This window comes from Kocuria sp. U4B (genome assembly GCF_054875615.1).
In genome coordinates this window covers 685,744-709,307 of the sequence record NZ_CM142180.1, presented here as the reverse complement: position 1 = coordinate 709,307, position 23,564 = coordinate 685,744, and the positions used below count along the sequence as shown (strand labels likewise).

Here is a 23,564-nt window from a genome sequence, read left to right as displayed (position 1 = left end):
CGTGCTCGCCGGCGCGTTGGAGCACCTGGTCCGCGGCATCGTGGACAGCCCCGATGACGTCGACGTCCGGCTCAAGAGCGGGCGCCACTCGGAGACGCTCGAGGTCCGCGTCCACCCGGACGACCTCGGCCGCGTCATCGGCCGCCAGGGCCGCACCGCCAAGGCGCTGCGCACCGTGATCGGCGCGCTCGCCCAGGGCGAGCCGGTCCGGATCGACGTCGTCGACACCGACCGCCGCACCCGCTGAGGCGGGCCCGGCGCCTCCGCGGCCGGCCCCGCCACCCGCACGGTCCCCGCATCCGCACCGGATGCGGGGACCGTGCGCTTTCCCGACCCGCCCGCCGGGCGCACCCCCTGTCGCGCGGACCCGCGCGCACCCGTCGAATCCCCTCAGGAGCACCATGAAGGTCCAGGTCGCCCGCATCGGCAAGCCGCACGGCATCCGCGGGGAGGTCACCGTGCAGCTGTACACCGACGCCCCGGAGGAGCGCTTCGCCCCCGGCGCCCGGCTGCTGGTCGAGCCCGTGCCCGCGCTCGCCCCCGACGGCACCGTCACGGTCCGCTCCGCGCGCTGGAACAAGGCCGTGCTCGTCGTCGGGCTCGAGGAGGTCCCCGACCGCAACGGCGCCGAGACGCTGCGCGGGTGCCGGCTCTTCACGGAGGCGCAGGAGGACGACGAGGACGACGAGGCCTGGTACGAGCACGAGCTGGTCGGCCTCGAGGTGCGCACCGGCCCCGAGGACGGCACCGGGCCCCGCATCGGCGTGGTCACCGGGCTGGTGACCATGCCCGTCCAGGACCTGCTCGAGGTCGAGCTCGACGAGGACGGCCGGACGGCCGTGCTGCCGTTCGTCGAGGAGATCGTCCCGGTGGTCGACCCCGAGGCCGGGTTCGTCGTGGTGACCCCGCCGCCCGGCCTGCTGGAGCTCGGCCGCGACGACGCGGACACCGGCGCGGCCGGTCCGCACGAGGCCCCCGGGGCGGAGGGCGGGCGCTGATGCGGATCGACGTCGTCAGCATCTTCCCGGAGTACCTCGCCGCCCTGGACCTCTCGCTCATCGGCAAGGCCCGGCAGCAGGGACTGCTGGAGCTCACCGTGACCGACCTGCGCCAGTACGCGACCGACCGGCACCGCACGGTCGACGACACCCCCTACGGCGGCGGCGCCGGGATGGTGATGAAGCCGGAGCCGTGGGCGCAGGCGCTCGAGGCCGCCCTCAGGCGGGGCCCGGTCGCCGGGATGCCGGGGGAGCGGCCCGTGCTGGTCGTCCCGTCGCCGGCGGGGGAGGTCTTCACCCAGGCCACCGCCCGGGAGCTCGCCGGCCGGGAGCACCTCGTCTTCGCGTGCGGGCGCTACGAGGGCATCGACGAGCGCGTCGTCGACTGGTCCCGCGAGCACTTCGAGGTCCGTCCCATGAGCCTCGGCGACTACGTCCTCAACGGGGGAGAGGTCGCCGTGCTCGCCATGGTCGAGGCGATCGGCCGGCTCGTGCCCGGGGTGATCGGCAACCCCGAGTCCCTCGTCGAGGAGTCGCACTCGGACGGCCTGCTCGAGTACCCCGTCTACACCAAGCCCGCGCTGTGGCGGGACCGGCCCGTCCCGGAGGTCCTGCTCTCCGGGCACCACGGCAGGATCGCCCGCTGGCGGCGGGACCGGCAGCTGCAGCGCACCGCCGCCCGCCGCCCCGACCTCGTGGCGGCCCTCGACCCGGCGGCCCTGGACCGCGCCGACCGGGCCGTGCTCGCGGAGGCGGGCTGGCGGGTCGACGGCGGGCGCCTCGTGCGCGCCGCGGACGGCGCGCCCGGCGCACCTGTGGCATAATGGTCAGCTGTGCGTCTGCTGGGCACGCCCCCGCCGCAGGGGGATGAGCGACCAACAGCCGACGCCCGGGAGCCCCGCCGGGGGCCCCGGACACCACGTCTTGCGGACTCCGCACCCGCTCCGGGGACCACCCGGTGCGCACCACGGGTCCGCGCCGATCCACGTGAGCGGCCTGCGGCGTTCACCAGGAGGAACACCATGAACATCCTCGACCAGCTCGACGCCAAGTCCCTGCGCGACGACGTCCCCGACTTCCGCCCGGGCGACACCCTCAACGTCCACGTCAACATCGTCGAGGGCAACCGCTCCCGCGTGCAGGTCTTCAAGGGCTTCGTCCTGGGCCGCCAGGGCGCGGGCGTCCACGAGACGTTCACCGTCCGCAAGGTCTCCTTCGGCGTCGGCGTGGAGCGCACCTTCCCGGTGCACTCCCCGGTCATCGACAAGATCGAGGTGGTCACCCGCGGTGACGTCCGCCGCGCGAAGCTCTACTACATGCGCGACCGCCACGGCAAGGCCGCCCGCATCCGCGAGAAGCGGGACAACACCGTTGCCGCGGGCAAGTCGGCCAAGGCCGGCAAGTCCGGCAAGTAGGACGGCCCGCGCTTCGGTGCCCACCGAGATCCGGGCGCGGGACCCGCACACCACCGGGTCCCACGCCGCACGGCGAGAACGCCAGTCCCGCACCCGGGGCTGGCGTTCCGTCGTCCTCGCCCTGCTGATCGCCGTGGTCCTCACCGGGCTGCTGCGCGCGTTCCTCGTGGACGTGTACTGGATCGGCTCGGACTCCATGCAGCCGACCGTGGAACCGGGGGACCGGGTGCTCGTCGGCAAGCTCCTCGACGAGAGCGAGCCCCGGCGCGGCGACCTGGTGGTCTTCGACGGCCGGGGCAGCTTCGCCCCGCTGCGCGGCGACGACCCGTGGCCCGTGCAGGTCCTGCAGGCCCTGGGCCGGTGGAGCGGCCTCGCCGGCTCCGACACCGTCTACCTCAAGCGGGTGATCGGCGTGCCCGGGGACACGGTCCAGTGCTGCGGGCCCTCGGGGAAGCTGCTGGTCAACGGCCAGGAGACCACCGAGGCCTACGTCCACCCCGACGACCGGCCGAGCACCGTAGAGTTCACCGCCGTGGTGCCCGAGGGCCGGCTCTGGCTGATGGGGGACCACCGGTCCGTGTCGGTCGACTCGCGCAGTCTTCTCGGCGCGCCCGGCGGCGGACTGGTCCGAGCGGATAAGGTCATCGGAGTACCCGTTGCTGTCCTGTGGCCCCTCGACCGGGCCGGACAGCTGTGACGCGATCCCGAGGGATCCGGACCCGGACGCGCACAGGCGCCCGCCCAGGAAGGACGAGAGCAGTGGCCGACAGGACGTTCCCCGCCGGCGACGGCGCACCGCACGAGGACGGCGGCCCCGCCGGGCGCGGCATCCCTCCCGCACCGCTGTCCGACGCACCCGCCGACGGCGCCGGCGGCGCCGCGGCCCCCGGCACGACCGGCGCCGCCACCGGCACGGCCGATGCCGCCACCGGCAGCAGGGCGCACGACGGGCCCGGCGCGGAGGACGGCGCGGAGCCGGCCACGCGGCGCGAACGCCGGCGCAACGGCCGGGCCCGCAAGCAGCGCCCGGACACGTTCTGGGGCTCGGCCCGGGAGATCCTCCTGGTCCTGCTGTGGGCCGTGCTCATCGCCTTCGTCGTCAAGAGCCTGCTCGTGCGCGGCTTCTACATCCCGTCCGGGTCCATGGAGAACACCCTGCAGCTCAACGACCGGATCTTCGTCAACGTCGTCGAGCCGACGTTCGGCCCCCTGGAGCGGGGCGACATCGTCGTCTTCGAGGACGCCAAGGGCTGGCTCCCCGAGCAGCCGGACGACGGCGCCGGGCCCTCCGACGCGGTCTACGACGCCCTGGCGTTCGTGGGCGTGCTGCCCGACCGCACCGACCAGCACCTCATCAAGCGCGTGGTCGGGGTGGGCGGCGACCACGTCGTGTGCTGCGACGGCTCCGGCCGGGTCACGGTCAACGGTCAGGCCCTCGAGGAGCGCGACGCCTACCTCTACGCGGGGGCGGAGCCGTCGGAGATCCCCTTCGACGTCGTCGTGCCCGAGGACCACTACTTCGTGCTGGGCGACCACCGCAACGCGTCCGCCGACTCCCGCGTCCACCTCCAGGAGCCGTCGGAGGACAGCGCGTTCATCAGCCACGACGACGTCGTGGGCACCGCCTTCGTCATCGCCTGGCCGCTCAACCGGTTCGAGTGGCTGCAGAACCCCGGCGACGTCTTCGGGACCGTCCCCGACCCCTCCACCGGTGGCTCCTGATCCCCGCCCGGTCCGGCGCGCCGCGACCGTCCGCGGCGCGGCTCCCGGGCTGGCCGTGGAACGGTCCCTCGAGGAGGCCGGTGCCCGGCACGTCGGCGGCATGGACGAGGTCGGCCGCGGCGCCCTCGCCGGCCCGGTCACGGTCGGCGTCGTCGTGCTGCACCCCGGCACGGAGCGCGGCCTGCCGGGGCTGCGCGACAGCAAGCTGCTGAACCCGGCCCAGCGCGAGGCCCTCGTCCCGCGGGTGCTCCGGTGGTGCGCCGCCGGTGGCGTGGGCCACGCCTCTCCCGGGGAGATCGACGCGCTGGGGCTGACCGGGGCCCTGCGCCTGGCCGGGCGCCGGGCCCTCACGGCCGCCGCCGGCGGGGGCGCGCCCTCACCGGACGTGGTGCTCCTCGACGGCAGGCACGACTGGCTCTCGGAGCCGGCCGCCTCCCTGTTCGACGCCGTCGCGCCGGCCGGCCCGCCCGGCGCTCCCGCCGGCTGGTCGGGGAAGGTCGTCACCCGGATCAAGGCGGACCTCACGTGCGCGAGCGTGGCGGCGGCCAGCGTGCTCGCCAAGGTCGAGCGGGACCGGATCATGGAGGAGCTCTCCGGGGAGTGGCCGCAGTACGGTTGGGACAGCAACAAGGGCTACGGTGCCGGGGGGCACCGCCGGGCCCTCGAGGAGCGGGGGCCCACGCCGCACCACCGGCTGAGCTGGCGGCTGACCCGGCCACCGGTCCCGACCGCTCCGGGCACGACCCCACAGAGCACGAGCAGAGACGAGACGACATGAGCGCCGAAGAACTCGAGAACTTCGAGACGGACCTGGAGCTGCAGCTCTACCGCGAGTACCGGGACGTCGCCGGGCTGTTCCAGTACGTCGTCGAGACCGACCGCCGGTTCTACCTGGCCAACTCCGTGAGGATCGAGCCGGTGGAGACCAGCAACGGGCTGTACTTCGACGTGGAGCTCAAGGACGCGTGGGTGTGGGACGTCTACCGCTCCGCCCGCTTCGTCAAGCACGTCCACGTCATGAGCTTCAAGGACGTCAACGTGGAGGAGCTCGCCCACGCCGACCCCTTCAGCGTGCCGGGAGCGGCGGGACCCGCGGCCGGGGGACCGGCCGGCTCCTGAGCGGGCCGCCGTGCCCGGACCCGCTCCGGGGACACCGGCACTGCACAGGCGGGCGGCGGCGCAGCGACCCGCCGCGGGGGTGCGGCACGATGGGCCCGGCACCGGAAAGCCCCGTGCCGCCGGCCGACCAGGGAGGTGCCGCGTGGGTCGTGCAAGCGCGGCCGGGGCGCTGGGACGGCACGGTGAGGAGCTCGCCGCCGAGCACCTCGCGCAGCGGGACTACCGGATCCTGGCGCGCAACTGGCGTGCGGACCCCGTCCGGGACGGCGTCCGGGGCGAGGCCGACCTCGTCGCCGAGCACGACGGGTGGCTGGTCGTGGTGGAGGTGAAGACCCGTTCGAGCTTTCGTTACGGCCATCCGTTCGAGTCCATTACGCCGCCCAAGGCGGCGCGCCTGCACCGCCTGGCGGTCGCGTGGGCCCGTCTGCACGGCCGCGACCCCCGTCTGATCAGGGTCGACGCCGTGGCCGTGACGGCCCTGCCCGGGACGCCGCCCTGCATCGAGGTGCTGACCCGGATTCATTGAGACGTGCCCCTCGAGTGGCGGCGTGACATGCCCCGTGGGACGTGCCACTGTGGAACCGTCGACGACCGGGGAAACGACGGAGGTGCGCCTTGGTGGCATGCGGACCGATCGCGGCATCACGCCGTGCGCCGGCGCTCACCGCAGCCCTGATCGCCGGCGTGTCCGGGGTCGTGGCCCTCGCCGCCACGGGGTGCGGCCTGCTGAACCGGCCCGAGACCGAGGCGGTCGCGCAACCGGGCACGGTCACCCCGGCACCGACCGGCCTGAGCCAGGGCGCCTACGCCCTCCAGACCGAGGACGGCGCCGTCATCACCTTCGACCTGCCCACTGCGCCCGCGCCCGACAAGCACGTCGAACGCCTCCGGCGCGACCTCCGGGTCGAGCCCGTCACCTACGTCCAGGTGCACATCGACAACTCCAAGGGCACCCGGCCCGTCGAGATCAAGGACCTGAAGGTGATCAGCCACGAGGGCGGGCTCTTCCCGTTCGAGACCGCCGCCGAGGTCCTGGGGGAGTGGGACCCCAACCGCTCCGCCCTCGGCGGCTACTGGCGCGCCGACGGATCGTCCCCGAACCTGCAGGAGGGCGCCGCGCTCGACGCCCGCACGCACGAGCTCATCGACCGGTACACCGGCGTCGTGCCGGCCGGCGGCACGGGCCGGGAGCTGATGATCGGCGAGTTCGACCACCTGCCGCAGACCTTCGACGACGTCGAGCTCACGCCCTACCTGCACGAGCGCGCGCTCGGTCCGGCGCCCGTCGGGCACGGCCCCGAGGAGCTCCAGTACCGGGAGGAGCAGCCCGCCCAGGAGGCTCCGGAACCGGCGGAGCCCGCCCCCGTCCCCGCGCCGGCGGAGCCCGCCCCCGTCCCCGCGCCGGCGGAGCCCGCCCCCGTCCCTGCGCCGGTGGAGGCCGAGCCGGCCCCGAAGCCGGTGGAGGCCGAGCCGACGCTGCCGCCCGCGCCGCCGCCCGCGAAGCCCGCGCCGCCCGCGCAGCCCGCGCCGCCGCCCGCGAAACCGCTCGAGCCGCCCACGGCGGAGCCGACCACCGCACCTCCGCTGCCGGTCGAGCCGGCCCCGACGACGCCCCCGGTCCAGCCGACCCCGTCCCCGACCGTGCCCGGTCCGGTCGGGACGGCCGGCAACCCCACGCCTGCGCCCACGCCCACGCCTGCGTCCACGCCCACGGCGGCGGCGACGATCCCGGTCGCGCCCACGGGCACGCCCACCGCGGCGGTCACGCGCCGGCCGTGGCCGCCGGCGCCGGTGGCCGGCGCGCCGACCCCCACCGCGAGCGCAGGGAGCACCACCGGTCCTGGGGCGACTGGTCCTGGGGCGACACCGACGACCTCGCCCTCCCCGACCACCTCCTCCTCCCCGGCGGCCTCGCTCCCCGTCCTGCGCGACGAGGCCTGAGCCGGAGGAGTTCTCCCCAGGCGCGCCCCGGACCGTCCCGTTCCCCGGGACGGACGCGGAGCATGGGAGCAGGAGGTTCCCATGCACCTGCGCCACAGCGCCCCCGTTCCCGTCCTCCCCGCCGGGGTGGTCGACCACCCTGCCGTCGCCCGCGCGGCCGCCCGATGACCGGGTTCGCCCGCACGTGGGCGGTGGCCCTCGTGGGGCTCGACGGGTCGATGGTCGAGGTCGAGGCCGACATCGGCCAGACCCTGCCGGCGTTCTCGATCGTGGGCCTGCCCGACGCCGCGCTCAACGAGGCCCGGGAGCGGCTGCGGGCCGCGGCGCGCAACAGCGGCGTGCCGCTCAGCCCCCGCAAGCTCACCGTGAACCTGACCCCGGCCACCCTGCCGAAGCGGGGCTCGCTCTTCGACCTCGCCATCGTGATGAGCGCTTTGCAGGCGGCCGGGGACGTGCCCGCGACCGGACGCACGGTCTTCCTCGCCAAGCTGGGCCTCGACGGAGCGCTGCGCCCCGTCCGGGGCATCCTGCCGGCCGTCATGGCGGCGGTGCGGGCCGGGCACGAACGCCTCGTCGTGGCGGAGGCGAACGCCGCCGAGGCCCGCCTCGTGCCCGGGGCCCGGGTGGCCGGCTACGGGTGCCTCGCGGAGGTCCTCGCGGCCGCCGGCGCGGATCCCGCCGGGCTGCGCCGACCCGCGCCGGAGCCCGGCCCGGACCCGCACCCCGGGCCGCCGCCCGCCCCCGCTGCCGTCCCGGACCTCGCGGACGTCGCCGGGCAGGCGGAGGGGCGCCTCGCACTGGAGATCGCGGCCGCGGGCGGGCACCACCTGCTGATGGTGGGTCCCCCGGGGTCCGGGAAGACCATGCTCGCGGAGCGCCTGCCCGGGCTGCTGCCCGACCTCGGGGACGACGCCGCCATGGAGGTGACGGCCGTGCACTCCCTCAACGGGGCGGCCGGCCGGTGCACGGCCCTGATCCGCCGCCCGCCCTTCGAGGCCCCGCACCACACCGTCTCCGTCGCGGCCCTGTTCGGCGGCGGCTCTGGTATCCCCCGCCCCGGGGCGGCGTCCCGCGCGCACCGCGGCGTGCTCTTCCTCGACGAGGCCCCCGAGTTCGACCGCGGGGTCGTGGACGCCCTCCGCCAGCCGCTCGAGTGCGGCGCGGTGACGATCGACCGCTCCCTCGCCTCGGCCACCTACCCGGCACGCTTCCAGCTCGTGCTCGCCGCCAACCCCTGCCCGTGCGGGCGGGCGAGCGGGCGCGGGGCCGAGTGCACCTGCACCCCGCGGGAGCGCCGGTCGTACTTCGGCAAGCTCAGCGGCCCGCTGCTGGACCGGGTGGATCTGCAGCTCGCCGTGCCCCCCGTCTCCTACGGCGAGCTCGCCGCCGGGGCCGGGCAGGGGGAGCCGACCGCGGACGTCGCCCGCCGGGTCGCCCGGGCGCGGGCGGCCCAGGCCGAGCGGCTCGGCCCGGTGGGCGTGCGCACCAACGCCGAGCTCGGCGGACGGCTGCTGCACGGCACCCTGCGCCCGCCCCGGTCCGTGACGGCCCCGCTGGAGCGGGCCATGGACCGGGGCACGCTCACCGCCCGCGGCCACCAGCGGGTGCTGCGGGTCGCCTGGACCCTCGCCGACCTCGACGGGCGCTGCGCACCGAGCGCGGAGGACGTGGACGCCGCCCTGTGGTTCCGCTCGCTCGTGCCCGCCTGAGCCCGCTCCGCACGCCATCCGCCCGACCCGTCCAGGAGGACCGCCCGTGGACCCCGCACCGACCGCTCCCGCCGCCCCCGCCGACCTGCACCGGGTGCGCCTCGCCCGGGCGGGGCTGTCCCGCCTCGTGGAGCCGACCGACCCGGTCGCGATGCTGCTGCTGGCCGTGCTCGGGCCCGAGGCCGCGCTGGCGGTGGCGGCCGGCCACCGCCCGATCGGGCCCGCGGAGCACGCGGCGTTCGTGCGGGGCGCCACGGAGGCGGGATGGCGTCCCCGGCAGGTGGACCTGGCCCGGGCGCTCGAGCGGTGGGCCGGGCGCGCGGCGATCCTCGACCCCGTCCGCGACCTCCAGGCGGCGGCCGCGTGCGGGGGCTGGTTCGCCGTTCCGGAGGACCCCGACTGGCCGCCGGCCCTCGACGACCTGGGCCTCGCCGCGCCCGTCGGCCTGTGGGGCCGCGGGCACCGCCGGGGGCTGCCGTTCCCCGTCTCGCGCTCCGTCGCCGTGGTGGGCTCCCGCGACTGCTCCGCGTACGGGAGCCAGGTCGCCATGGACCTCGCCGGAGGGCTCGCCGCACGGGGCTGGACGGTCGTCTCCGGCGGCGCCCACGGCATCGACCACGCCGCGCACGCCGCCGCCCTGGCGGCCGGGACCGCCGTCCCGCCCACGGTCTCCGTCATGGCCGGCGGGATCGACCGCTTCTACCCGCGCGGCAACGACGCGCTGCTCGCCCGCATCGAGGCGGCGGGACTGCTGCTGTCGGAGGTCGCCCCCGGCGGCACGCCGAGCCGGTACCGGTTCCTGCAGCGCAACCGGATCATCGCGGCCCTCGCGGCCGGCACCGTCGTCGTCGAGGCCCGGTGGCGGTCGGGGGCCCAGAACACCGCCCACCACGCGGACGGCCTCAGCCGTCCCGTGGGCGCCGTGCCGGGCAGCGTCCACGCGGGCACGTCGGCCGGCTGCCACCGGCTGGTCCGGGAGGGCACCGCCGTGCTGGTCACCGACGTCGACGAGGTGCTCGAGCTCGTCCAGCCCCTCGGTGCCGCCCCGGCGCCGGAGCGCACCGCCCCCGCCGCCGCCGTCGACGGGCTCTCGGCGCCCGACCGGCGGTTGCTCGACGCCCTGCCGCTGACGGTGCGCAGCGGTCCGGACCGCCTCGCCCGGATCGCGGGGCTGTCCCCGCGGGAGGTGCTCGGCGGGCTGCACCGCCTCCAGGAGCGCGGGCTGGCCGACGGCACGGGGGAGGGCTGGCGGCGCCGCTGATCCCGGTGCCCGGCGTCCCCGCGCGCCCTGCCCCGCCCGTCACGGTGCGGGCCGGTGGCGGAACGGGTTGACGCCCCCCGGAAGCTTGCAGAAGAATGAGTTGCGGACTGCACTCAGTGTTCCGGTCGCGGCAGGACCCCCGCCGCCCGCACCGGACGCGGGGTGCGCCGCCCGGAGCGACCGGGCGCCGCGCGGGCCTCGAATCCCCGCGGCGCGGCGGGCGCCCGGCACAACTGCATCACGGGCGGCGGCCGAGCGGCCGCGGCCCGGCGGGTGGACCGCCTCCGGGCAGGGCGTTGGGGAAGACGTACCTACACGACGGAGGAGCAGGTCATGTCTTCACCCAGCACGCGCGGAGTGCTCTACGTGCACTCCGCGCCGCGAGCCCTGTGCCCGCACATCCAGTGGGCCCTGGAGTCCGTGGCGCGCCAGCGCACGGAGCTCGAGTGGACCCCGCAGAACGCCGAGCCCGGTTCCGTCCGGGCGGAGCTGGAGTGGTCGGGCCCCGCCGGCACCGGCGCCCTGCTCGCGTCCGCGCTGCGCACGATGGGCCGGATCCGCTTCGAGGTGACCGAGAACCCCTCCCGCGGCCACGACGGCGCCCGCTGGTCCTTCACCCCCGACCTCGGCATCTTCCACGCCACGACCGACGCGGCCGGCAACATCATGATCTCCGAGGACCGCATCCGCTTCGCCTACGAGTCCGCCGCGGGCAACCCGCTGCTCGTCATCAACGAGCTCTCCGTGGCGCTCGGCGAGGCCTGGGACGAGGAGCTCGAGCCCTTCCGGCACGCTGCCGAGGGCGCGCCGGTGCGCTGGCTGCACCGTGTGAGCTGATCCGCCGGAGCCCCGTCCCGCCTCCGGGGGCGCGGGCTCCCCACGACGAGAGGGCCGCCCCGCAGCTGCGGGGCGGCCCTCTCGTCGGTGCCGAGCCGGTCGGCCGGCGCCGCGGGCGCCGGGTCCGTCCGGCTCAGACGGTGCGGAACGCGGCGACGGCGTTGTGCCCGCCGAAGCCGAACGAGTTGGACACCGCCACGAAGTCGCCCGAGGGCAGCTCCCGGGCGTCGGTGACGACGTCGAGGTCGATCTCCGGGTCCTGGTTCTCGAGGTTGATCGTGCACGGGGCGAGCCGGTGGTGGACGGCGAGCACCGTGAGCACGGCCTCCACGGCGCCGGACCCGCCCAGGACGTGGCCGGTCATGGACTTCGTCGCGGACACGCACATGTCGTCCACGGCGGAGCCGAACGCCCGGCGCAGCGCACCGGCCTCCGGGGCGTCGCCCTTGGGGGTCGACGTCGCGTGGGCGTTGACGTGCCTGACGTCCGAGGGGGCGAAGTCCCCGAGGTCCATCGCCTCCTGCAGGGCGCGGGCGGCGCCGCGGCCCTGCTCGTCGGGCGCGGTGATGTGGAACGCGTCGGAGGTCAGGCCGGCCCCGGCGAGCTCCGCGTAGACGCGCGCCCCGCGGGCCCGGGCGAACTCCTCCGCCTCCAGCACCACGGCCCCGGCGCCCTCGCCCATGACGAAGCCGTCGCGGGCCGTGTCGTAGGGCCGGGAGGCGCGCTCGGGCTCGTCGTTGCGCTTGGACAGCGCCTGCATCGACGCGAACGCCGCGATGGTGACGGGGTGGATGGTGGACTCGGCGCCGCCGACCACCACGATGTCGGCCTTGCCCGAGCGGATCAGGTGCATGCCCTGGTAGAAGGCCTCGGTCCCGGACGCGCACGCCGAGACGGGGGTGATGGACGCGGCGCGGGCCCGGAGGTCCATGCCGACGGCCGCGGCGTTGCCGTTGGGCATGAGCATGGGCACCGTGAGCGGCATCACGCGGCGCGCGCCCTTCTCGCGGAGCGTGTCGTAGGCGTCGAGCAGGGTCCAGATCCCGCCGATGCCCGTGCCGAAGGCGACCGCGAACCGGTCGGGGTCGACCTCCGCGGCGTCGTCGGCGTTGGCGGCGGAGAAGCCCGCGTCCGCCCAGGCCTCGCGGGCGGCGATGACGGACAGCTGCCCGGACGGGTCCAGGCGCTTGGCCTCGACGCGGGTGAGGACCTCGCTCGCGGGGGTCGAGACCGGGGCGGCGATCCGCACCGGCAGATCGTAGGTCTCGACCCAGTCGTGCTCGATGGCTCGGACACCGGAGACGCCCGTGGTGGCGTTGCGCCACAGCTCGGGGACGGTGCCGCCGATGGGCGTGGTGGCACCGAGTCCGGTGACGACTACTTTGCGGGACATAACTGCACTTCCTCGTGTCCTGGGGATGATGCGGCGGGCGACCCGCCCTGCTGCGGTCGGCGGGGCGCGGCGGACCGGACGGTCCGCCGCGCCCCGCGGCGACCGGCCGGCTCAGGCCTGGGCGTTGTCGATGAAGTTGACGGCGTCCTCGACGGTCTTGAGGTTCTTGACCTCCTCGTCGGGGATGGTCACGTCGAACTTCTCCTCGGCGTTGACGACGATCGTCATCATCGAGATCGAGTCGATGTCGAGGTCCTCGGTGAAGGACTTGTCCAGCTGGACGGCCTCGGTCTCGAGCCCGGTCTCCTCGTTGACGATCTCGGCCAGGCCGGTCAGGATTTCCTCTTTGCTCGCCATGGTGGCTTCCTTTCTCTGCGGCTGCCGGAGCAGCCGGTGGTGACGGGCGCCCCCGGGCGGTGCCGGGGTGCATCGGTCCCGGCCAGGCGGAAGGCCGGACCGGGGGGACAACGGGGTGTGCGGTTCAACCCTACGACGAGTCCGGGGCCCTCGATCACGGGACGGACGCGCAGGGGCGGGCCGGGGCCCGCGACGGGGTCAGGGCAGGACGACGACCTGCGCGCCGTAGACGAGCCCGGCGCCGAAGCCGATCTGCAGGGCGAGCCGGCCGGAGAGCTCCGGGTGCTCGGCCAGCAGCCGGTGGGTCGCCAGCGGCACGGACGCGGCGGAGGTGTTGCCGGCGTCGGCGATGTCGCGGGCGATCACCACCGACTCCGGGAGCTTGAGGGTCTTGGCCATCTGGTCGATGATGCGCATGTTCGCCTGGTGGGGGATGAACGCGGCGATGTCCTCCGGGGCGACGCCGGCCACGTCCATGGCCTCCTGCGCCCGCTTGGCGACCTCCCACGACGCCCACCGGAACACCGTCTGGCCGTCCTGGCGCAGCGTCGGCCACAGCGGGGCGTCCTCGCGCATCTCGCCGGTCTCCTTGTCGTGGAGGTCGGGGGCGTCGGTGCGGGACCGGCCCTCGTCCACGGCCCGGACGTCGGTGAGCGGGTGGGTCATGCGGATCGCGTCCCACTTGGACCCGTCGGAGCCCCAGACGGAGGGGCCGATGCCGGGGGTCTCCGAGGGGCCCACCACGGCCGCGCCGGCGCCGTCGCCGAGCAGGAACGAGATGCTGCGCTCGCTGTTGTCGATCACGTCGGAGAGCTTCTCCACGCCGATGACCAGCACGTAGTCCGCCGCGCCGGAGCGCACCAGGGCGTCCGCCTGCGCGATGCCGTAGCAGTAGCCGGCGCAGGCCGCGGAGATGTCGTAGGCGGCGGCGGGGGTGGCCCCCAGGCGGTCGGCCAGCGCGGCCGCCGCGGAGGGGGTCAGGTACGGGAAGGAGATCGTGGAGAGGATTACCGCGCCGAGCTGGGACGCCTCGATGCCGGCCGCGGCCAGCGCCTCGCGGGCGGCGTGCTCGGACATCTCGAGCACGTCCACGTCCGCGGAAGCGCGGTGGCGGGTCCTGATCCCGGTGCGCTGCTGGATCCACTCGTCGGAGGACTCGATCCACTGGCAGACGTCGTCGTTGGTCACGACCACGTCCGGGCGGTAGGCGCCGAGGCCGAGGATCCGGGAGTGGGCGTTGGGCTGGTTCTGCTTCAGGGTCACCACAGGTGTCGTTGCTCCTTCGTGTGGCCGGGCGCGGCGGGGCGGCCCCACGGGGGGCGGGCGGCGTTCGGCTGGTCCGGTCCCGGGGCGGGGCGCGCGGAGACGCGCGCGTGGACGTCAGTCAAGGATACTCCTGGCCTGCGCCAGCTCCTCGGCGGAGTTGACGGCGAGGGCCGGGACGCCCTTCATGCCGCGCTTGGCGAGGCCCACGAGCGTGCCGGCCGGGGGCAGCTCGACCAGCTGCTCGACGCCGCGCTCGAGCAGGGTCTGCATGCACAGGTCCCAGCGCACGGGCCGGCAGACCTGGGCCACCAGTGCGTCGAGGTTGGCCGCGCCCGAGGCGACGGGCGCGCCGTCGGCGTTGGAGAGCAGGGGGTGCACGGGCTCCGCCGGGGCGAGCTGCGGGACCAGGGCGCGCAGGGGCTCCAGGGTGGGCGCCATGTGCTCGGTGTGGAAGGCGCCGGCGACCTTGAGGGGGACCACCCGTGCGCGGGCGGGCGGGTGCTCGGCAAGGGCCGCGAGCTGCTCGAGGGTGCCGGCGGCCACGGTCTGCCCGCCGCCGTTGGCGTTGGCCGGGGTGAGCCCCGCGGCGGCGATCGCGGCGAGGACCTCGTCCTCCTTGCCGCCGAGCACCGCGCTCATCCCGGTCGGGACGGCCGCCGCGGCCGCGGCCATGGCGTTGGCGCGGGTGCGGACGAAGGCCATGGCGTCGGCCTCGGTGAGCGCACCGGCCAGGGCCGAGGCGGTGATCTCGCCGACGGAGTGGCCGGCGAAGACCAGGTCGTCGCGCCCGGGGCTCAGCCGGTCGGCCAGCAGGCGCCCGGCCACCAGACCCGCGGCCACGATCAGGGGCTGCGCGACGGCGGTGTCCTTGATCGTCTGCTCGTCGGCCTCGGTCCCGTAGTGGACCAGGTCCAGGCCGGCGGCCTCGCTCAGCTGCTCCAGGTGCTCGCGCACGCCGTCGAGCGCGAGCCATTCGGTGAGGAAGCCGGGTTTCTGGGAGCCCTGTCCGGGGCAGAGGATCGCAATCACCGTCCCAGCTTGGCAAGAACCCGTCCCGGACACGCGGCGCGGAGGCCACCAACCCGCACGGCGCTGTTTGTAGGGAAGCTACAAGACGGGCGGGGCGGGGGGCGCTGAGGTGTCGATCGGCGGGCAGGAGTCGGCCAGCCGGCCGGCCACGAGGGCGCAGTGCAGCACGAACGCGTCGCGGGGGACCAGCGGGTCCCACCCGGTGAGGTCGCAGATCCGGCGCAGCCGGTAGCGCACAGTGTTGGCGTGCACGAACAGCTCCCGGGCCGTGGCCTCGAGGGAGTGGCCCACGGACACGTACGTGGACAGGGTCTCCACCAGCCCGGTGGCCGAGCGCGTCAGCGGGCGGTAGATCGACTCGACCATCGCGGTGCGCGCGGCCTCGTCCCCGGCCATGGCCCGCTCGGGCCACAGGTCCTCGGAGTGGACCGGCCGGGGCGCGGCGGGCCAGGCCGGCGCCACGGACAGGGCGGCGTGCGCGAGCCGGGCCGAGCCTCCGGCCTCGAAGATCGTGGGCGCCTCGGGCCCGTGCACCACGGCGCCGGGGCCGAAGGCGGCGGTGAGCTTCTCCAGGGCGAGGTCGCGGTCGGCCACGCCGCCGAGGACGAGGATGAGCCGGTCGCCCTGGATGGAGACCAGCGAGTCCTGGGCGTAGCGGCAGGCCAGCCGGCGCAGCCGGGCCACCGTGGAGGGGCCGGTCGCCTCCGGCGCGGACCCCGTGAGCACCGTGACGGGCCCGGTCGAGGCCCACCCCAGCGCGGCGATCCGGGAGCGCAGGGAGTCCGAGTGCTCGCCGCGCAGGATCCCGTCGACGACCAGCGACTCCAGGCGCGCGTCCCACGAGCCCCGGTTCTCGGCCGCGCGGGCGTAGACGTCGGCGGCCGCGAACGCGATCTCCCGGGAGTAGCGCAGGACGGCCTCCCGCAGGGCGGCCTCGTCGTGGTGCTTCGCGAGCTCCGGGACCATCTCCTCGACGACGTCGACGACGATCCGCAGCAGCTGCAGGGCGTGCTGCAGGGAGATGGAGCGGGTGAGCTCGGTGGGGGCGTTGCGGAAGACCTGGGTGAGCACCCACAGGGGCTCCTCCGGGTCCTCGTACCAGCGCACGAAGGAGGAGATGCCCCGCTGCGCCACCAGCCCGAGCTCGGAGCGCTCGTCGGCGCGCAGCTGCTGGAACCACGGCAGGTCCGTCTCGAGGCGGCGGGTCGCGACCGTCGAGATCGTGCCCAGGTTCGCCTTCAGGTTCTCCAGGGTCCGGGGGTGCGGGGGTGCGGCGGGGCGGGCGCGGACCTTCTCCGCGGTCCCCCCGGGGCGCTTGCGGGGGGCGCGCAACCAGCGCGTGGTGGAATTCCCGTCCTGTCCGGCCATGCCCCCGAGCTTAGAGCACCGGGCGCACCGGCCCGGACGGCGACGGCGCCCCGGCCACCCGCGCGGGGTGACCGGGGCGCCGTGGTGCACCGGAGGGGCCGGCTCAGGCGTCGCCCCCGGCGTTGCCGGTGGTGCCGGCGTTGACGTCGTGCAGGCGGTACTTCTCGATCGCCTCGCCCGGCGCGCGCCAGTCGACCTCGCCGCGCTTGGCGAGCATCTCCAGGGCCCGCACCACCATGGAGTGCGAGTCCACGTGGAAGAAGCGGCGGGCGCCCTGGCGGGTGTCGGCGAAGCCGAACCCGTCGGTGCCGAGGGTCGCGAAGTCGTTGGGCACGAACTGGCGGATCATGTCCGGCAGGTCCGAGCTGAAGTCCGAGGACGCGACGATCGGCCCGGTGGCCCCCGCGAGCTGCTGGGCCACGAACGGGGTCCGCATGCCGTCGCCGGGGTTCAGGAACGACTCCTCCTCCGCGGCCAGGCCGTCGCGGCGCAGCTCCACCCAGGAGGTCACCGACCACACGTCCGCGGACACGCCCCAGTCCTCGGCGAGCAGCCGCTGCGCCTCGAGGGCCCACGGCACGGCCACGCCGGAGGCGAGCAGCTGCGCGCGCGGCCCGTCGTTCTCGGCCGGCTTGAGCAGGTAGATGCCCTTGAGGATGCCCTCGACGTCGACGTCCTCCGGCTCGGCGGGCTGCTGGTACGGCTCGTTGTAGACCGTGAGGTAGTACATGACGTCGTGGTCCTCGTCGCCGCTGCCGTACATCCGCTCGATGCCGCGCCGGACGATGTGGGCGATCTCGTAGCCGAACGCCGGGTCGTAGTGCACGACGGCCGGGTTGGTCGAGGCGATGATGGGGGAGTGCCCGTCGGCGTGCTGGAGGCCCTCGCCGGTGAGCGTGGTCCGCCCCGCGGTGGCACCGATGAGGAACCCGCGGGCCAGCTGGTCCGCGGCCGCCCAGAACTCGTCGGCGGTGCGCTGGAAGCCGAACATCGAGTAGTAGATGTAGACGGGGATCATCGGCTCGCCGTGCGTGGCGTAGGCCGTGCCCGCGGCGGTGAACGCCGCGCTCGCGCCGGCCTCGTTGATGCCCGGGTGCAGGATGACGCCCTGCTCGGACTCCTTGTAGGCCAGCATCAGCTCGCGGTCCACCGACAGGTAGTTCTGCCCCTTGGGGTTGTAGATCTTCGCGGTGGGGAAGAACGAGTCCATGCCGAAGGTCCGCGCCTCGTCCGGGATGATCGGCACGATGCGGTGGCCGAAGTCCTTCTCCCGCATGAGGTCCTTGAGGATCCGCACGAACGCCATCGTGGTGGCGGCCATCTGCTTGCCCGAGCCCTTCTTCGCCGACTTGAAGGCGGCGTCGGTGGGAAGGGTGATGGCCTTCTGCTCGTGGGGCCGGTCCGGCACGAACCCGCCGAGCTCCTGGCGCCGCTCCAGCAGGTACTTGATCTCCGGGGAGTCCTTGCCGGGGTGGTAGTACGGGGCGCCGTAGAGGTCCGACTCCAGCTGCTCGTCCGAGACCGGGATGCGCAGGTGGTCGCGGAAGGTCTTGAGGTCCTCCAGGGTGAGCTTCTTCATCTGGTGGGTCGCGTTGCGCGCCTCGAAGTGGGTGCCCAGGCCGTAGCCCTTGATGCCCTGGGCCAGGATCACGGTCGGCTGGCCCTTGTGCTCCGTCGCGGCCTTGTAGGCGGCGTAGACCTTGTAGTAGTCGTGGGCGCCGCGCTTGAGCTCCCAGATCTCGTCGTCCGTCATGTCCGCGACCATCTCCTTGGTTTTCGGGGACTTCCCGAAGAAGTGGTCGCGCACGAACCCGCCGGACTCCGCCTTGAAGGTCTGGTAGTCGCCGTCGACGGTCTCGTTCATGATGCGCACGAGCTCGCCGTCCTGGTCCTTGGCGAGCAGCTTGTCCCACTCGCGGCCCCAGACGACCTTGATGACGTTCCAGCCGGCGCCGCGGAAGAACGCCTCGAGCTCCTGGATGATCTTGCCGTTGCCGCGCACCGGCCCGTCGAGGCGCTGCAGGTTGCAGTTGACCACGAAGGTGAGGTTGTCCAGGTTGTCGTTGGCGGCCAGCTGCAGCGCGCCGCGGCTCTCCACCTCGTCCATCTCGCCGTCGCCCAGGAAGGCCCACACGCGCTGGTCGGAGGTGTCCTTGATCCCGCGGTTGTGCAGGTAGCGGTTGAACTGGGCCTGGTAGATGGCGTTGAGCGGGCCGATGCCCATCGACACCGTCGGGAACTGCCAGAAGTCGGGCAGGGAGCGCGGGTGGGGGTAGGAGGACAGGCCGTGCGGGGCCTTCGTCTTCTCCTGCCGGAACCCGTCCAGCTGCTCCTCGGTCAGGCGGCCCTCGAGGTACGCGCGGGCGTAGTTGCCGGGGGCCGAGTGGCCCTGCCAGAACACCTGGTCGCCGCCGCCGGGGTGCTGCGGGCCGCGGAAGAAGTGGTTGAGGCCCACCTCGTAGAGGGTGGCCACGCCGGCGTAGGAGGAGATGTGCCCGCCCACGCCGATCTCGGGACGCTGCGCGCGGTGGACCATCACGGCCGCGTTCCAGCGCAGGAACGCGCGGTAGCGCCGCTCGATCTCCTCGTCGCCGGGGAAGTCGGGCTCCTGGTCCACGGGGATCGTGTTGATGTAGTCGGTCGTGGTGACCATCGGGACGCCGACGCTCTTCGCTCCCGCGTGCTGCAGCAGGGCGCGCATGATGTACTGCGCCCGCGCCGTGCCCTGCGTCTCGATCAGGTCCTCGAACGACTCGAGCCACTCCTGGGTCTCCTCGGTGTTGGAGTCCTGCAGGTTGTTGGTCAAGCCACTGAGGATGTGGTGGTTGCTGGATGAAGGCACGATCTACCTCTCTTCGTGGGACTGTCCGATGGTCCCGGGCGGGTGCGCGCGCGCAGGCGCGGCCGGGCCACCGACGGTCTCAAGCTACCCGTGCTCCGGTCCGGGAACCCGGTGCACCGCCGGTGAGGGCGGTCACCCGGGCACCCGCTGCGCCGAGCGGATCGCGCCGACGGGCTGTCCGGCGCACGGGATGTCTGTCGGAACCATGTTTCCACACCCGGGACGGCCCGTCATACGCCGCCCCGGCGGGCAATTCGGCGGGCCGAACCACGGGCCGGAGCTTGAAAGCAACCCTGATCCGGTGTTGTCTGGACCTCGAAGCCGGTTTCCGGCCCGCCACCGTGCCCCGCGGTCCACCTCGGGCGGGCGGACCCCGCACCGGTACGCAGTGCGAGGTCGTCGACGGTCGGCCCGATCCAGAAGGAGCAAGAAGTGAGCGAGGCCAAGACCACCGCGGGTGACGCGGTAGTCCAGCTCGGTTTCAAGGATGGCGACTACATCCAGGAATTCGGATATGACGAGGACGTCGACTTCGACCTGCGGGACGGGATCGAGGACCTGATCGGGTCGGACCTGCTGGACGAGGAGGACCAGGAGGTCGTGGACGCCGTGCTGCTGTGGTTCCGCGAGGGCGACGGCGACCTCGTGGACACCCTGGTGGACGTGCAGACGACCCTGGACGAGGGCGGGGTGGTGTGGCTGCTCACCCCGAAGGCCGGCCGCGACGGCTACGTGCCGCCCTCGGACGTGCAGGACGCCGCGCCCACCGCCGGGCTGCACGTGACCACCACGGCCCGCGTGAGCGCCGACTGGGCCGCCACCCGCCTGATGCCCAAGCGCAACATCTGAGCCGCCGTCCCGGCCCCCGCCCCGACGGCTTCCCGCGCCCGCTCCCGGGCGGGGCCGTTCCCGGACCACAGGAGTACCCACCATGCCCGAGATCGGCCGCCCAGCCCCGGACTTCACGCTCGAGAACCAGTTCGGCGAGCCCGTCGCCCTCAGCGGGCTGCGGGGCCGGCCCGTGGCGCTGGTGTTCTTCCCGTTCGCCTTCTCCGGGGTCTGCACCGGTGAGCTCTGCCGGCTCCAGGACAGCCTCTCCGTGTTCGAGGACGCCCGCGTGAAGCTGCTCGCGGTGTCCGTGGACTCGAAGTACGCCCTGCGCGCGTTCGCCCGCGAGGAGTCCTTCGACTTCGACCTGCTCGCCGACTTCTGGCCCCACGGAGCCGTCGCCCAGCGCTACGGCGTCTTCGACCCGGTCTCGGGCATGGCCGAGCGCGCCACGTTCGTGCTGGACGCCGACGGGGTGGTCGTCGACGCCTTCCGCGCCGAGCGCGGCACCGCGCGGGAGCTGGAGACGTACCGCGCGGCCCTGGCCAAGCTGCCCCGCTGACCGCCGCCGCGCACCGTTCCCCGATGCCCACCGTCCGCGCCGGGTACGGCGCCCCTGGCACCCCCGACCAGTTCCCCGACCCCGACGCCGCCGATCTCGCCACCGGGCTCGCCGCCGCCCTCGAGCTGCTGCGCGGGCGCCGCACCGCCGTGCTGACCGGCGCCGGCATCAGCACCGACTCCGGGATCCCGGACTACCGGGGCCCCGGCGCCGCCCCGCGCACCCCCATGACGTTCCAGGAGTTCATGGGCAGCGCCGCGAAGCGCAGCCACTACTGGGCGCGCAACCAGTACGGCTGGCGACACCTCGCCGAGACCCGCCCCAATGCCGGTCACGAGGCGCTGGCCCGGCTCGAGGAGGCCCGGGCCGTCACGGGGGTCGTCACCCAGAACATCGACCGGCTGCACCAGGCCGCCGGGTCCGTCAACGTGGTGGACCTGCACGGCCGCTACTCGCTCGTGCGGTGCATGCAGTGCGGGACCCGGATCCCGCGGGCCGTGCTCTCCGACGTGCTCGACGAGCTCAACCCCGGCTTCTACGACTCCCTCTCCTCCCCGGAGGACATCGAGTTCGCCCCGGACGCCGACGCCGTGATCCCGCGGACCGCCGGCTTCCGGGTCCCCGACTGCCCCGTCTGCGGCGGCGTGCTCAAGCCCGACGTCGTGTTCTTCGGGGAGAACGCCCCGCGGCACCGGGTGCTGCGGTCCCTGCGCATGGTCGAGGCCGCGGACGCCCTGCTGGTCGTGGGGTCCTCCCTGACCGTCAACTCGGGCCGGCGCTTCGTGCGCCACGCCGTGCGGGGGGACCGGCCCGTGGTGATCGTCAACCACGGCCGGACCCGCGGGGACGCCGCCGCCCGGCTGAAGATCGACGCCCGGGCCACGGAGTTCCTGACGCGGCTCGAACAGGCGCTGCGCAGTCCGTAGACTGGGAGCCCGGGTGTGGCGAACGTCACTCGGGGGGCACCCCGACCGTGGGGTTACCGGTGGGTAACACCTAGTAGCCTGTTCGGGAACCGGGTGCTGGCGGTTGCGCAAACCGTCCACCCGGTTGTCAAGGGTCTTTAGCTCAGCTGGTAGAGCGCCACGTTTACACCGTGGATGTCATCGGTTCGATCCCGGTAGGACCCACCCCTCGTGCGACGCCCGCCCCGAGGGGCGCGGCGTTCCGGCCCCGGCCTCCGGGCCCCGGCGTGCTCGACGCCGGCGTTGCCCCGCCCGTGCCGGTCCCCCCTCGATCCACCCCGTCGTGGCCCGGGGCGCCTCGATTCCGGAGTGACTCGGTCCCGGTGGCGCTCGGTCCCGGTGGCGCTCAGTCCCGGGGTGGACGCCCGTCGCGGCGTGCGGCCGCGGCGAGCACGGTGGCGAGCAGGCCCGGGAACAGCGCCTCGAGGTCCTCCTCGCGCAGGGCGTTCAGGCGGGCGGTGCCCCGGTAGGACTGGCGGATGACCCCGGCTTCGCGCAGCACGCGGAAGTGGTGGGTGCCGGTCGACTTGGTGACCGGCAGGCGGAAGGCGCTGCAGGCCATCGCGGAGCGGCCGGCGGCGAGGTCCCGCACGATGCTCAGGCGCACCGGGTCCGCCAGGGCCGCCAGCACGGACTCCAGGGTGATCCCCTCCCGGGCGGGGTGGGCGATGGCCCGGGGGAGCGGCGGCGTGGTGGGCGTGGGCACCGGGATCCTTCTCGTCGTCGTGGCGCCCCCATTCTACGAGGGTCTGCACAGGGCTCGCCGGGCGTAGTACGGTGATTGTCGTACTAGAACCGGTGGCGCCCGTGCGCCCCCTCCCGCCGACCTCCGGAAGGAGCGCCCTTGAGCGCTTTGTTCGAGCCGATGACCCTGCGGTCGCTGACCGTGCCGAACCGCGTGTGGATGTCCCCGATGTGCATGTACTCGGCCGAGGCCTCCGGTCCCCGGGCCGGGGTCCCCACCGACTTCCACCTCCAGCACCTGGCGAGCCGGGCGGCCGGCGGGGTCGGGCTGGTCATGGTGGAGGCGACCGCCGTGCGCCCCGACGGCCGGATCACCCCCTGGGACCTCGGGCTGTGGAACGAGGCGCAGCAGCAGGCGTTCACGCGGATCACGGCCGCGATCGCCGAGCACGGGGCGGTGCCCGCGATCCAGCTCGGCCACGCCGGGCGCAAGGCCTCCACCGACCGCCCCTGGCGCGGCGGCGGCGGGGTGCCCGAGGCCGAGGGCGGCTGGTCCGCCGTGGCCCCCAGCGCGGAGGCCTTCGGCGACCTGCCCGCCCCGCAGGAGCTCGGCGTCGAGGAGATCCGTGACCTGGTGCAGGACTTCGCCGCCGCCGCCCGCCGTGCCCTGGCGGCCGGGTTCCGGGTGGTGGAGATCCACGGCGCCCACGGGTACCTGATCCACTCGTTCCTCTCCCCGGTGGCGAACCGGCGCACCGACGCCTACGGCGGCCCGTTCGACCACCGCGCCCGCTTCGCCCTGGAGATCGTCGACGCGGTCCGCGCCGTGTGGCCGGAGGAGCTGCCGGTGTTCTTCCGGGTCTCGGCCACCGACTGGGTGCAGGAGGCCGGGGGGACCGAGGCCTGGACCGGCGAGGACACTGTGCGCCTGGCCGCCGCCCTGCAGGAGCACGGCGTGGACCTGCTCGACACCTCCACCGGCGGCATGGCCCCGCGGGTGCGGATCCCCGTCGGGCCCGGCTACCAGGTGCCCTTCGCCGAGGCCGTGCGCGCGTCCACCGGCCTGCCCACGGGTGCGGTCGGGCTGATCACCGACCCGGCGCAGGCGGAGGCCGTCGTCTCCGGGGGCCGGGCCGACGCCGTGCTGCTGGGCCGGGAGCTGCTGCGCGACCCCTACTGGGCCCACCGTGCCGCCGCCGCCCTCGACGCCCCGGCCCGCGTGCCCGTCCAGTACGAGTACGCCCTCTGAGCGCTCCCCGCACTCCACC

The 23,564-nt window shown here is 74.6% G+C and carries 25 protein-coding genes and 1 tRNA gene; 18 read left to right on the top strand and 8 right to left on the bottom strand.

Features of this window, described 5'->3' with window-relative positions; translation table 11 throughout:
• Position 1 precedes the first annotated feature (1 nt).
• The 13 genes from ACYSMR_RS03325 to ACYSMR_RS03265 all read left to right on the top strand — a co-directional run bounded on the left by ACYSMR_RS03325 (position 2) and on the right by ACYSMR_RS03265 (position 11,002).
• Complete coding sequence (locus tag ACYSMR_RS03325; RefSeq protein WP_309126047.1) at positions 2-247, top strand: RNA-binding protein; 246 nt, start codon at positions 2-4, stop codon at positions 245-247.
• Positions 248-401: 154 nt separating this feature from the next.
• On the top strand, positions 402-998 hold the full coding sequence (gene rimM / locus ACYSMR_RS03320; RefSeq protein ID WP_461747379.1) for a ribosome maturation factor RimM: 597 nt from the start codon (positions 402-404) through the stop codon (positions 996-998).
• Positions 998-1,822: a tRNA (guanosine(37)-N1)-methyltransferase TrmD gene (trmD, locus tag ACYSMR_RS03315; RefSeq protein ID WP_309126045.1), complete on the top strand. Its 825-nt coding sequence runs from the start codon at positions 998-1,000 to the stop codon at positions 1,820-1,822. The genes rimM and trmD overlap by 1 nt, the downstream gene beginning before the upstream one ends.
• Before the next feature lie 198 nt (positions 1,823-2,020).
• Positions 2,021-2,413 (top strand): 50S ribosomal protein L19, encoded by a 393-nt coding sequence (rplS, locus tag ACYSMR_RS03310; RefSeq protein WP_461747378.1) that lies wholly within the window; start codon positions 2,021-2,023, stop codon positions 2,411-2,413.
• Between the two features lie 16 nt (positions 2,414-2,429).
• The gene (lepB, locus tag ACYSMR_RS03305; protein WP_309126043.1) at positions 2,430-3,110 is read left to right on the top strand and encodes a signal peptidase I; all 681 of its coding nucleotides are present in this window, start codon (positions 2,430-2,432) and stop codon (positions 3,108-3,110) included.
• Between the two features lie 62 nt (positions 3,111-3,172).
• On the top strand, positions 3,173-4,135 hold the full coding sequence (lepB, locus tag ACYSMR_RS03300) for a signal peptidase I (RefSeq protein ID WP_461747377.1): 963 nt from the start codon (positions 3,173-3,175) through the stop codon (positions 4,133-4,135).
• The gene (locus ACYSMR_RS03295) at positions 4,125-4,913 is read left to right on the top strand and encodes a ribonuclease HII (RefSeq protein ID WP_461747376.1); all 789 of its coding nucleotides are present in this window, start codon (positions 4,125-4,127) and stop codon (positions 4,911-4,913) included. The genes lepB (ACYSMR_RS03300) and ACYSMR_RS03295 overlap by 11 nt, the downstream gene beginning before the upstream one ends.
• Entirely contained in the window at positions 4,910-5,254 is a 345-nt protein-coding gene (locus tag ACYSMR_RS03290; protein ID WP_309126210.1) for a DUF2469 domain-containing protein, read from the top strand. Before ACYSMR_RS03295 ends, ACYSMR_RS03290 begins: the two co-directional genes overlap by 4 nt.
• 142 nt (positions 5,255-5,396) lie before the next feature.
• Complete coding sequence (locus tag ACYSMR_RS03285; protein ID WP_461747375.1) at positions 5,397-5,780, top strand: YraN family protein; 384 nt, start codon at positions 5,397-5,399, stop codon at positions 5,778-5,780.
• A gap of 92 nt (positions 5,781-5,872) precedes the next feature.
• A complete protein-coding gene (locus tag ACYSMR_RS03280; protein WP_461747374.1) occupies positions 5,873-7,195 on the top strand; it encodes a hypothetical protein in 1,323 nt (440 codons plus the stop codon).
• A gap of 164 nt (positions 7,196-7,359) precedes the next feature.
• Positions 7,360-8,904 carry a YifB family Mg chelatase-like AAA ATPase gene (locus ACYSMR_RS03275; RefSeq protein WP_461747373.1) on the top strand — a complete coding sequence of 515 codons (1,545 nt, stop codon included), beginning with the start codon at positions 7,360-7,362 and terminating at the stop codon, positions 8,902-8,904.
• Between the two features lie 46 nt (positions 8,905-8,950).
• Positions 8,951-10,165 carry a DNA-processing protein DprA gene (dprA, locus tag ACYSMR_RS03270; protein ID WP_461747372.1) on the top strand — a complete coding sequence of 405 codons (1,215 nt, stop codon included), beginning with the start codon at positions 8,951-8,953 and terminating at the stop codon, positions 10,163-10,165.
• Between the two features lie 333 nt (positions 10,166-10,498).
• Entirely contained in the window at positions 10,499-11,002 is a 504-nt protein-coding gene (locus ACYSMR_RS03265) for a DUF3145 domain-containing protein (RefSeq protein WP_251331876.1), read from the top strand.
• 133 nt (positions 11,003-11,135) lie between these two features.
• Here the strand turns inward: ACYSMR_RS03265 and ACYSMR_RS03260 are convergent, their stop codons facing one another.
• The 7 genes from ACYSMR_RS03260 to aceE all read right to left on the bottom strand — a co-directional run bounded on the left by ACYSMR_RS03260 (position 11,136) and on the right by aceE (position 19,257).
• Positions 11,136-12,395 (bottom strand): beta-ketoacyl-[acyl-carrier-protein] synthase family protein, encoded by a 1,260-nt coding sequence (locus tag ACYSMR_RS03260; RefSeq protein WP_251331875.1) that lies wholly within the window; start codon positions 12,393-12,395, stop codon positions 11,136-11,138.
• A 111-nt stretch (positions 12,396-12,506) separates the two neighbouring features.
• Complete coding sequence (locus ACYSMR_RS03255) at positions 12,507-12,752, bottom strand: acyl carrier protein (protein WP_017833742.1); 246 nt, start codon at positions 12,750-12,752, stop codon at positions 12,507-12,509.
• Positions 12,753-12,950: 198 nt separating this feature from the next.
• Positions 12,951-14,018 carry a beta-ketoacyl-ACP synthase III gene (locus ACYSMR_RS03250; RefSeq protein WP_251331874.1) on the bottom strand — a complete coding sequence of 356 codons (1,068 nt, stop codon included), beginning with the start codon at positions 14,016-14,018 and terminating at the stop codon, positions 12,951-12,953.
• A complete protein-coding gene (locus ACYSMR_RS03245; RefSeq protein WP_461747371.1) occupies positions 14,012-14,140 on the bottom strand; it encodes a hypothetical protein in 129 nt (42 codons plus the stop codon). The genes ACYSMR_RS03250 and ACYSMR_RS03245 overlap by 7 nt, the downstream gene beginning before the upstream one ends.
• Complete coding sequence (locus ACYSMR_RS03240) at positions 14,133-15,047, bottom strand: ACP S-malonyltransferase (RefSeq protein WP_461747370.1); 915 nt, start codon at positions 15,045-15,047, stop codon at positions 14,133-14,135. Before ACYSMR_RS03240 ends, ACYSMR_RS03245 begins: the two co-directional genes overlap by 8 nt.
• 78 nt (positions 15,048-15,125) lie before the next feature.
• Entirely contained in the window at positions 15,126-16,415 is a 1,290-nt protein-coding gene (locus ACYSMR_RS03235) for a PucR family transcriptional regulator (RefSeq protein WP_461747369.1), read from the bottom strand.
• 103 nt (positions 16,416-16,518) lie between these two features.
• Positions 16,519-19,257 (bottom strand): pyruvate dehydrogenase (acetyl-transferring), homodimeric type, encoded by a 2,739-nt coding sequence (gene aceE / locus ACYSMR_RS03230; protein WP_461747368.1) that lies wholly within the window; start codon positions 19,255-19,257, stop codon positions 16,519-16,521.
• 432 nt (positions 19,258-19,689) lie between these two features.
• Here aceE and ACYSMR_RS03225 point away from each other — a divergent pair, with 432 nt between their 5' ends.
• The 4 genes from ACYSMR_RS03225 (at position 19,690) to ACYSMR_RS03210 (ending at position 21,777) form a co-directional block, all read left to right on the top strand.
• On the top strand, positions 19,690-20,106 hold the full coding sequence (locus tag ACYSMR_RS03225; RefSeq protein WP_251331870.1) for a DUF3052 domain-containing protein: 417 nt from the start codon (positions 19,690-19,692) through the stop codon (positions 20,104-20,106).
• A gap of 82 nt (positions 20,107-20,188) precedes the next feature.
• Positions 20,189-20,647, top strand: a complete 459-nt coding sequence (locus ACYSMR_RS03220) for a peroxiredoxin (protein ID WP_251331869.1) — start codon at positions 20,189-20,191, stop codon at positions 20,645-20,647.
• 23 nt (positions 20,648-20,670) lie between these two features.
• A complete protein-coding gene (locus tag ACYSMR_RS03215; protein WP_461747367.1) occupies positions 20,671-21,573 on the top strand; it encodes an NAD-dependent protein deacetylase in 903 nt (300 codons plus the stop codon).
• Positions 21,574-21,704: 131 nt separating this feature from the next.
• Positions 21,705-21,777, top strand: a tRNA-Val gene (locus tag ACYSMR_RS03210).
• Positions 21,778-21,958: 181 nt separating this feature from the next.
• Here the strand turns inward: ACYSMR_RS03210 and ACYSMR_RS03205 are convergent.
• Positions 21,959-22,318, bottom strand: a complete 360-nt coding sequence (locus ACYSMR_RS03205) for an ArsR/SmtB family transcription factor (RefSeq protein WP_461747366.1) — start codon at positions 22,316-22,318, stop codon at positions 21,959-21,961.
• Positions 22,319-22,456: 138 nt separating this feature from the next.
• Between ACYSMR_RS03205 and ACYSMR_RS03200 the strand changes: the two genes are divergently transcribed.
• Complete coding sequence (locus ACYSMR_RS03200) at positions 22,457-23,545, top strand: NADH:flavin oxidoreductase/NADH oxidase (protein WP_309126272.1); 1,089 nt, start codon at positions 22,457-22,459, stop codon at positions 23,543-23,545.
• Positions 23,546-23,564 lie beyond the last annotated feature (19 nt).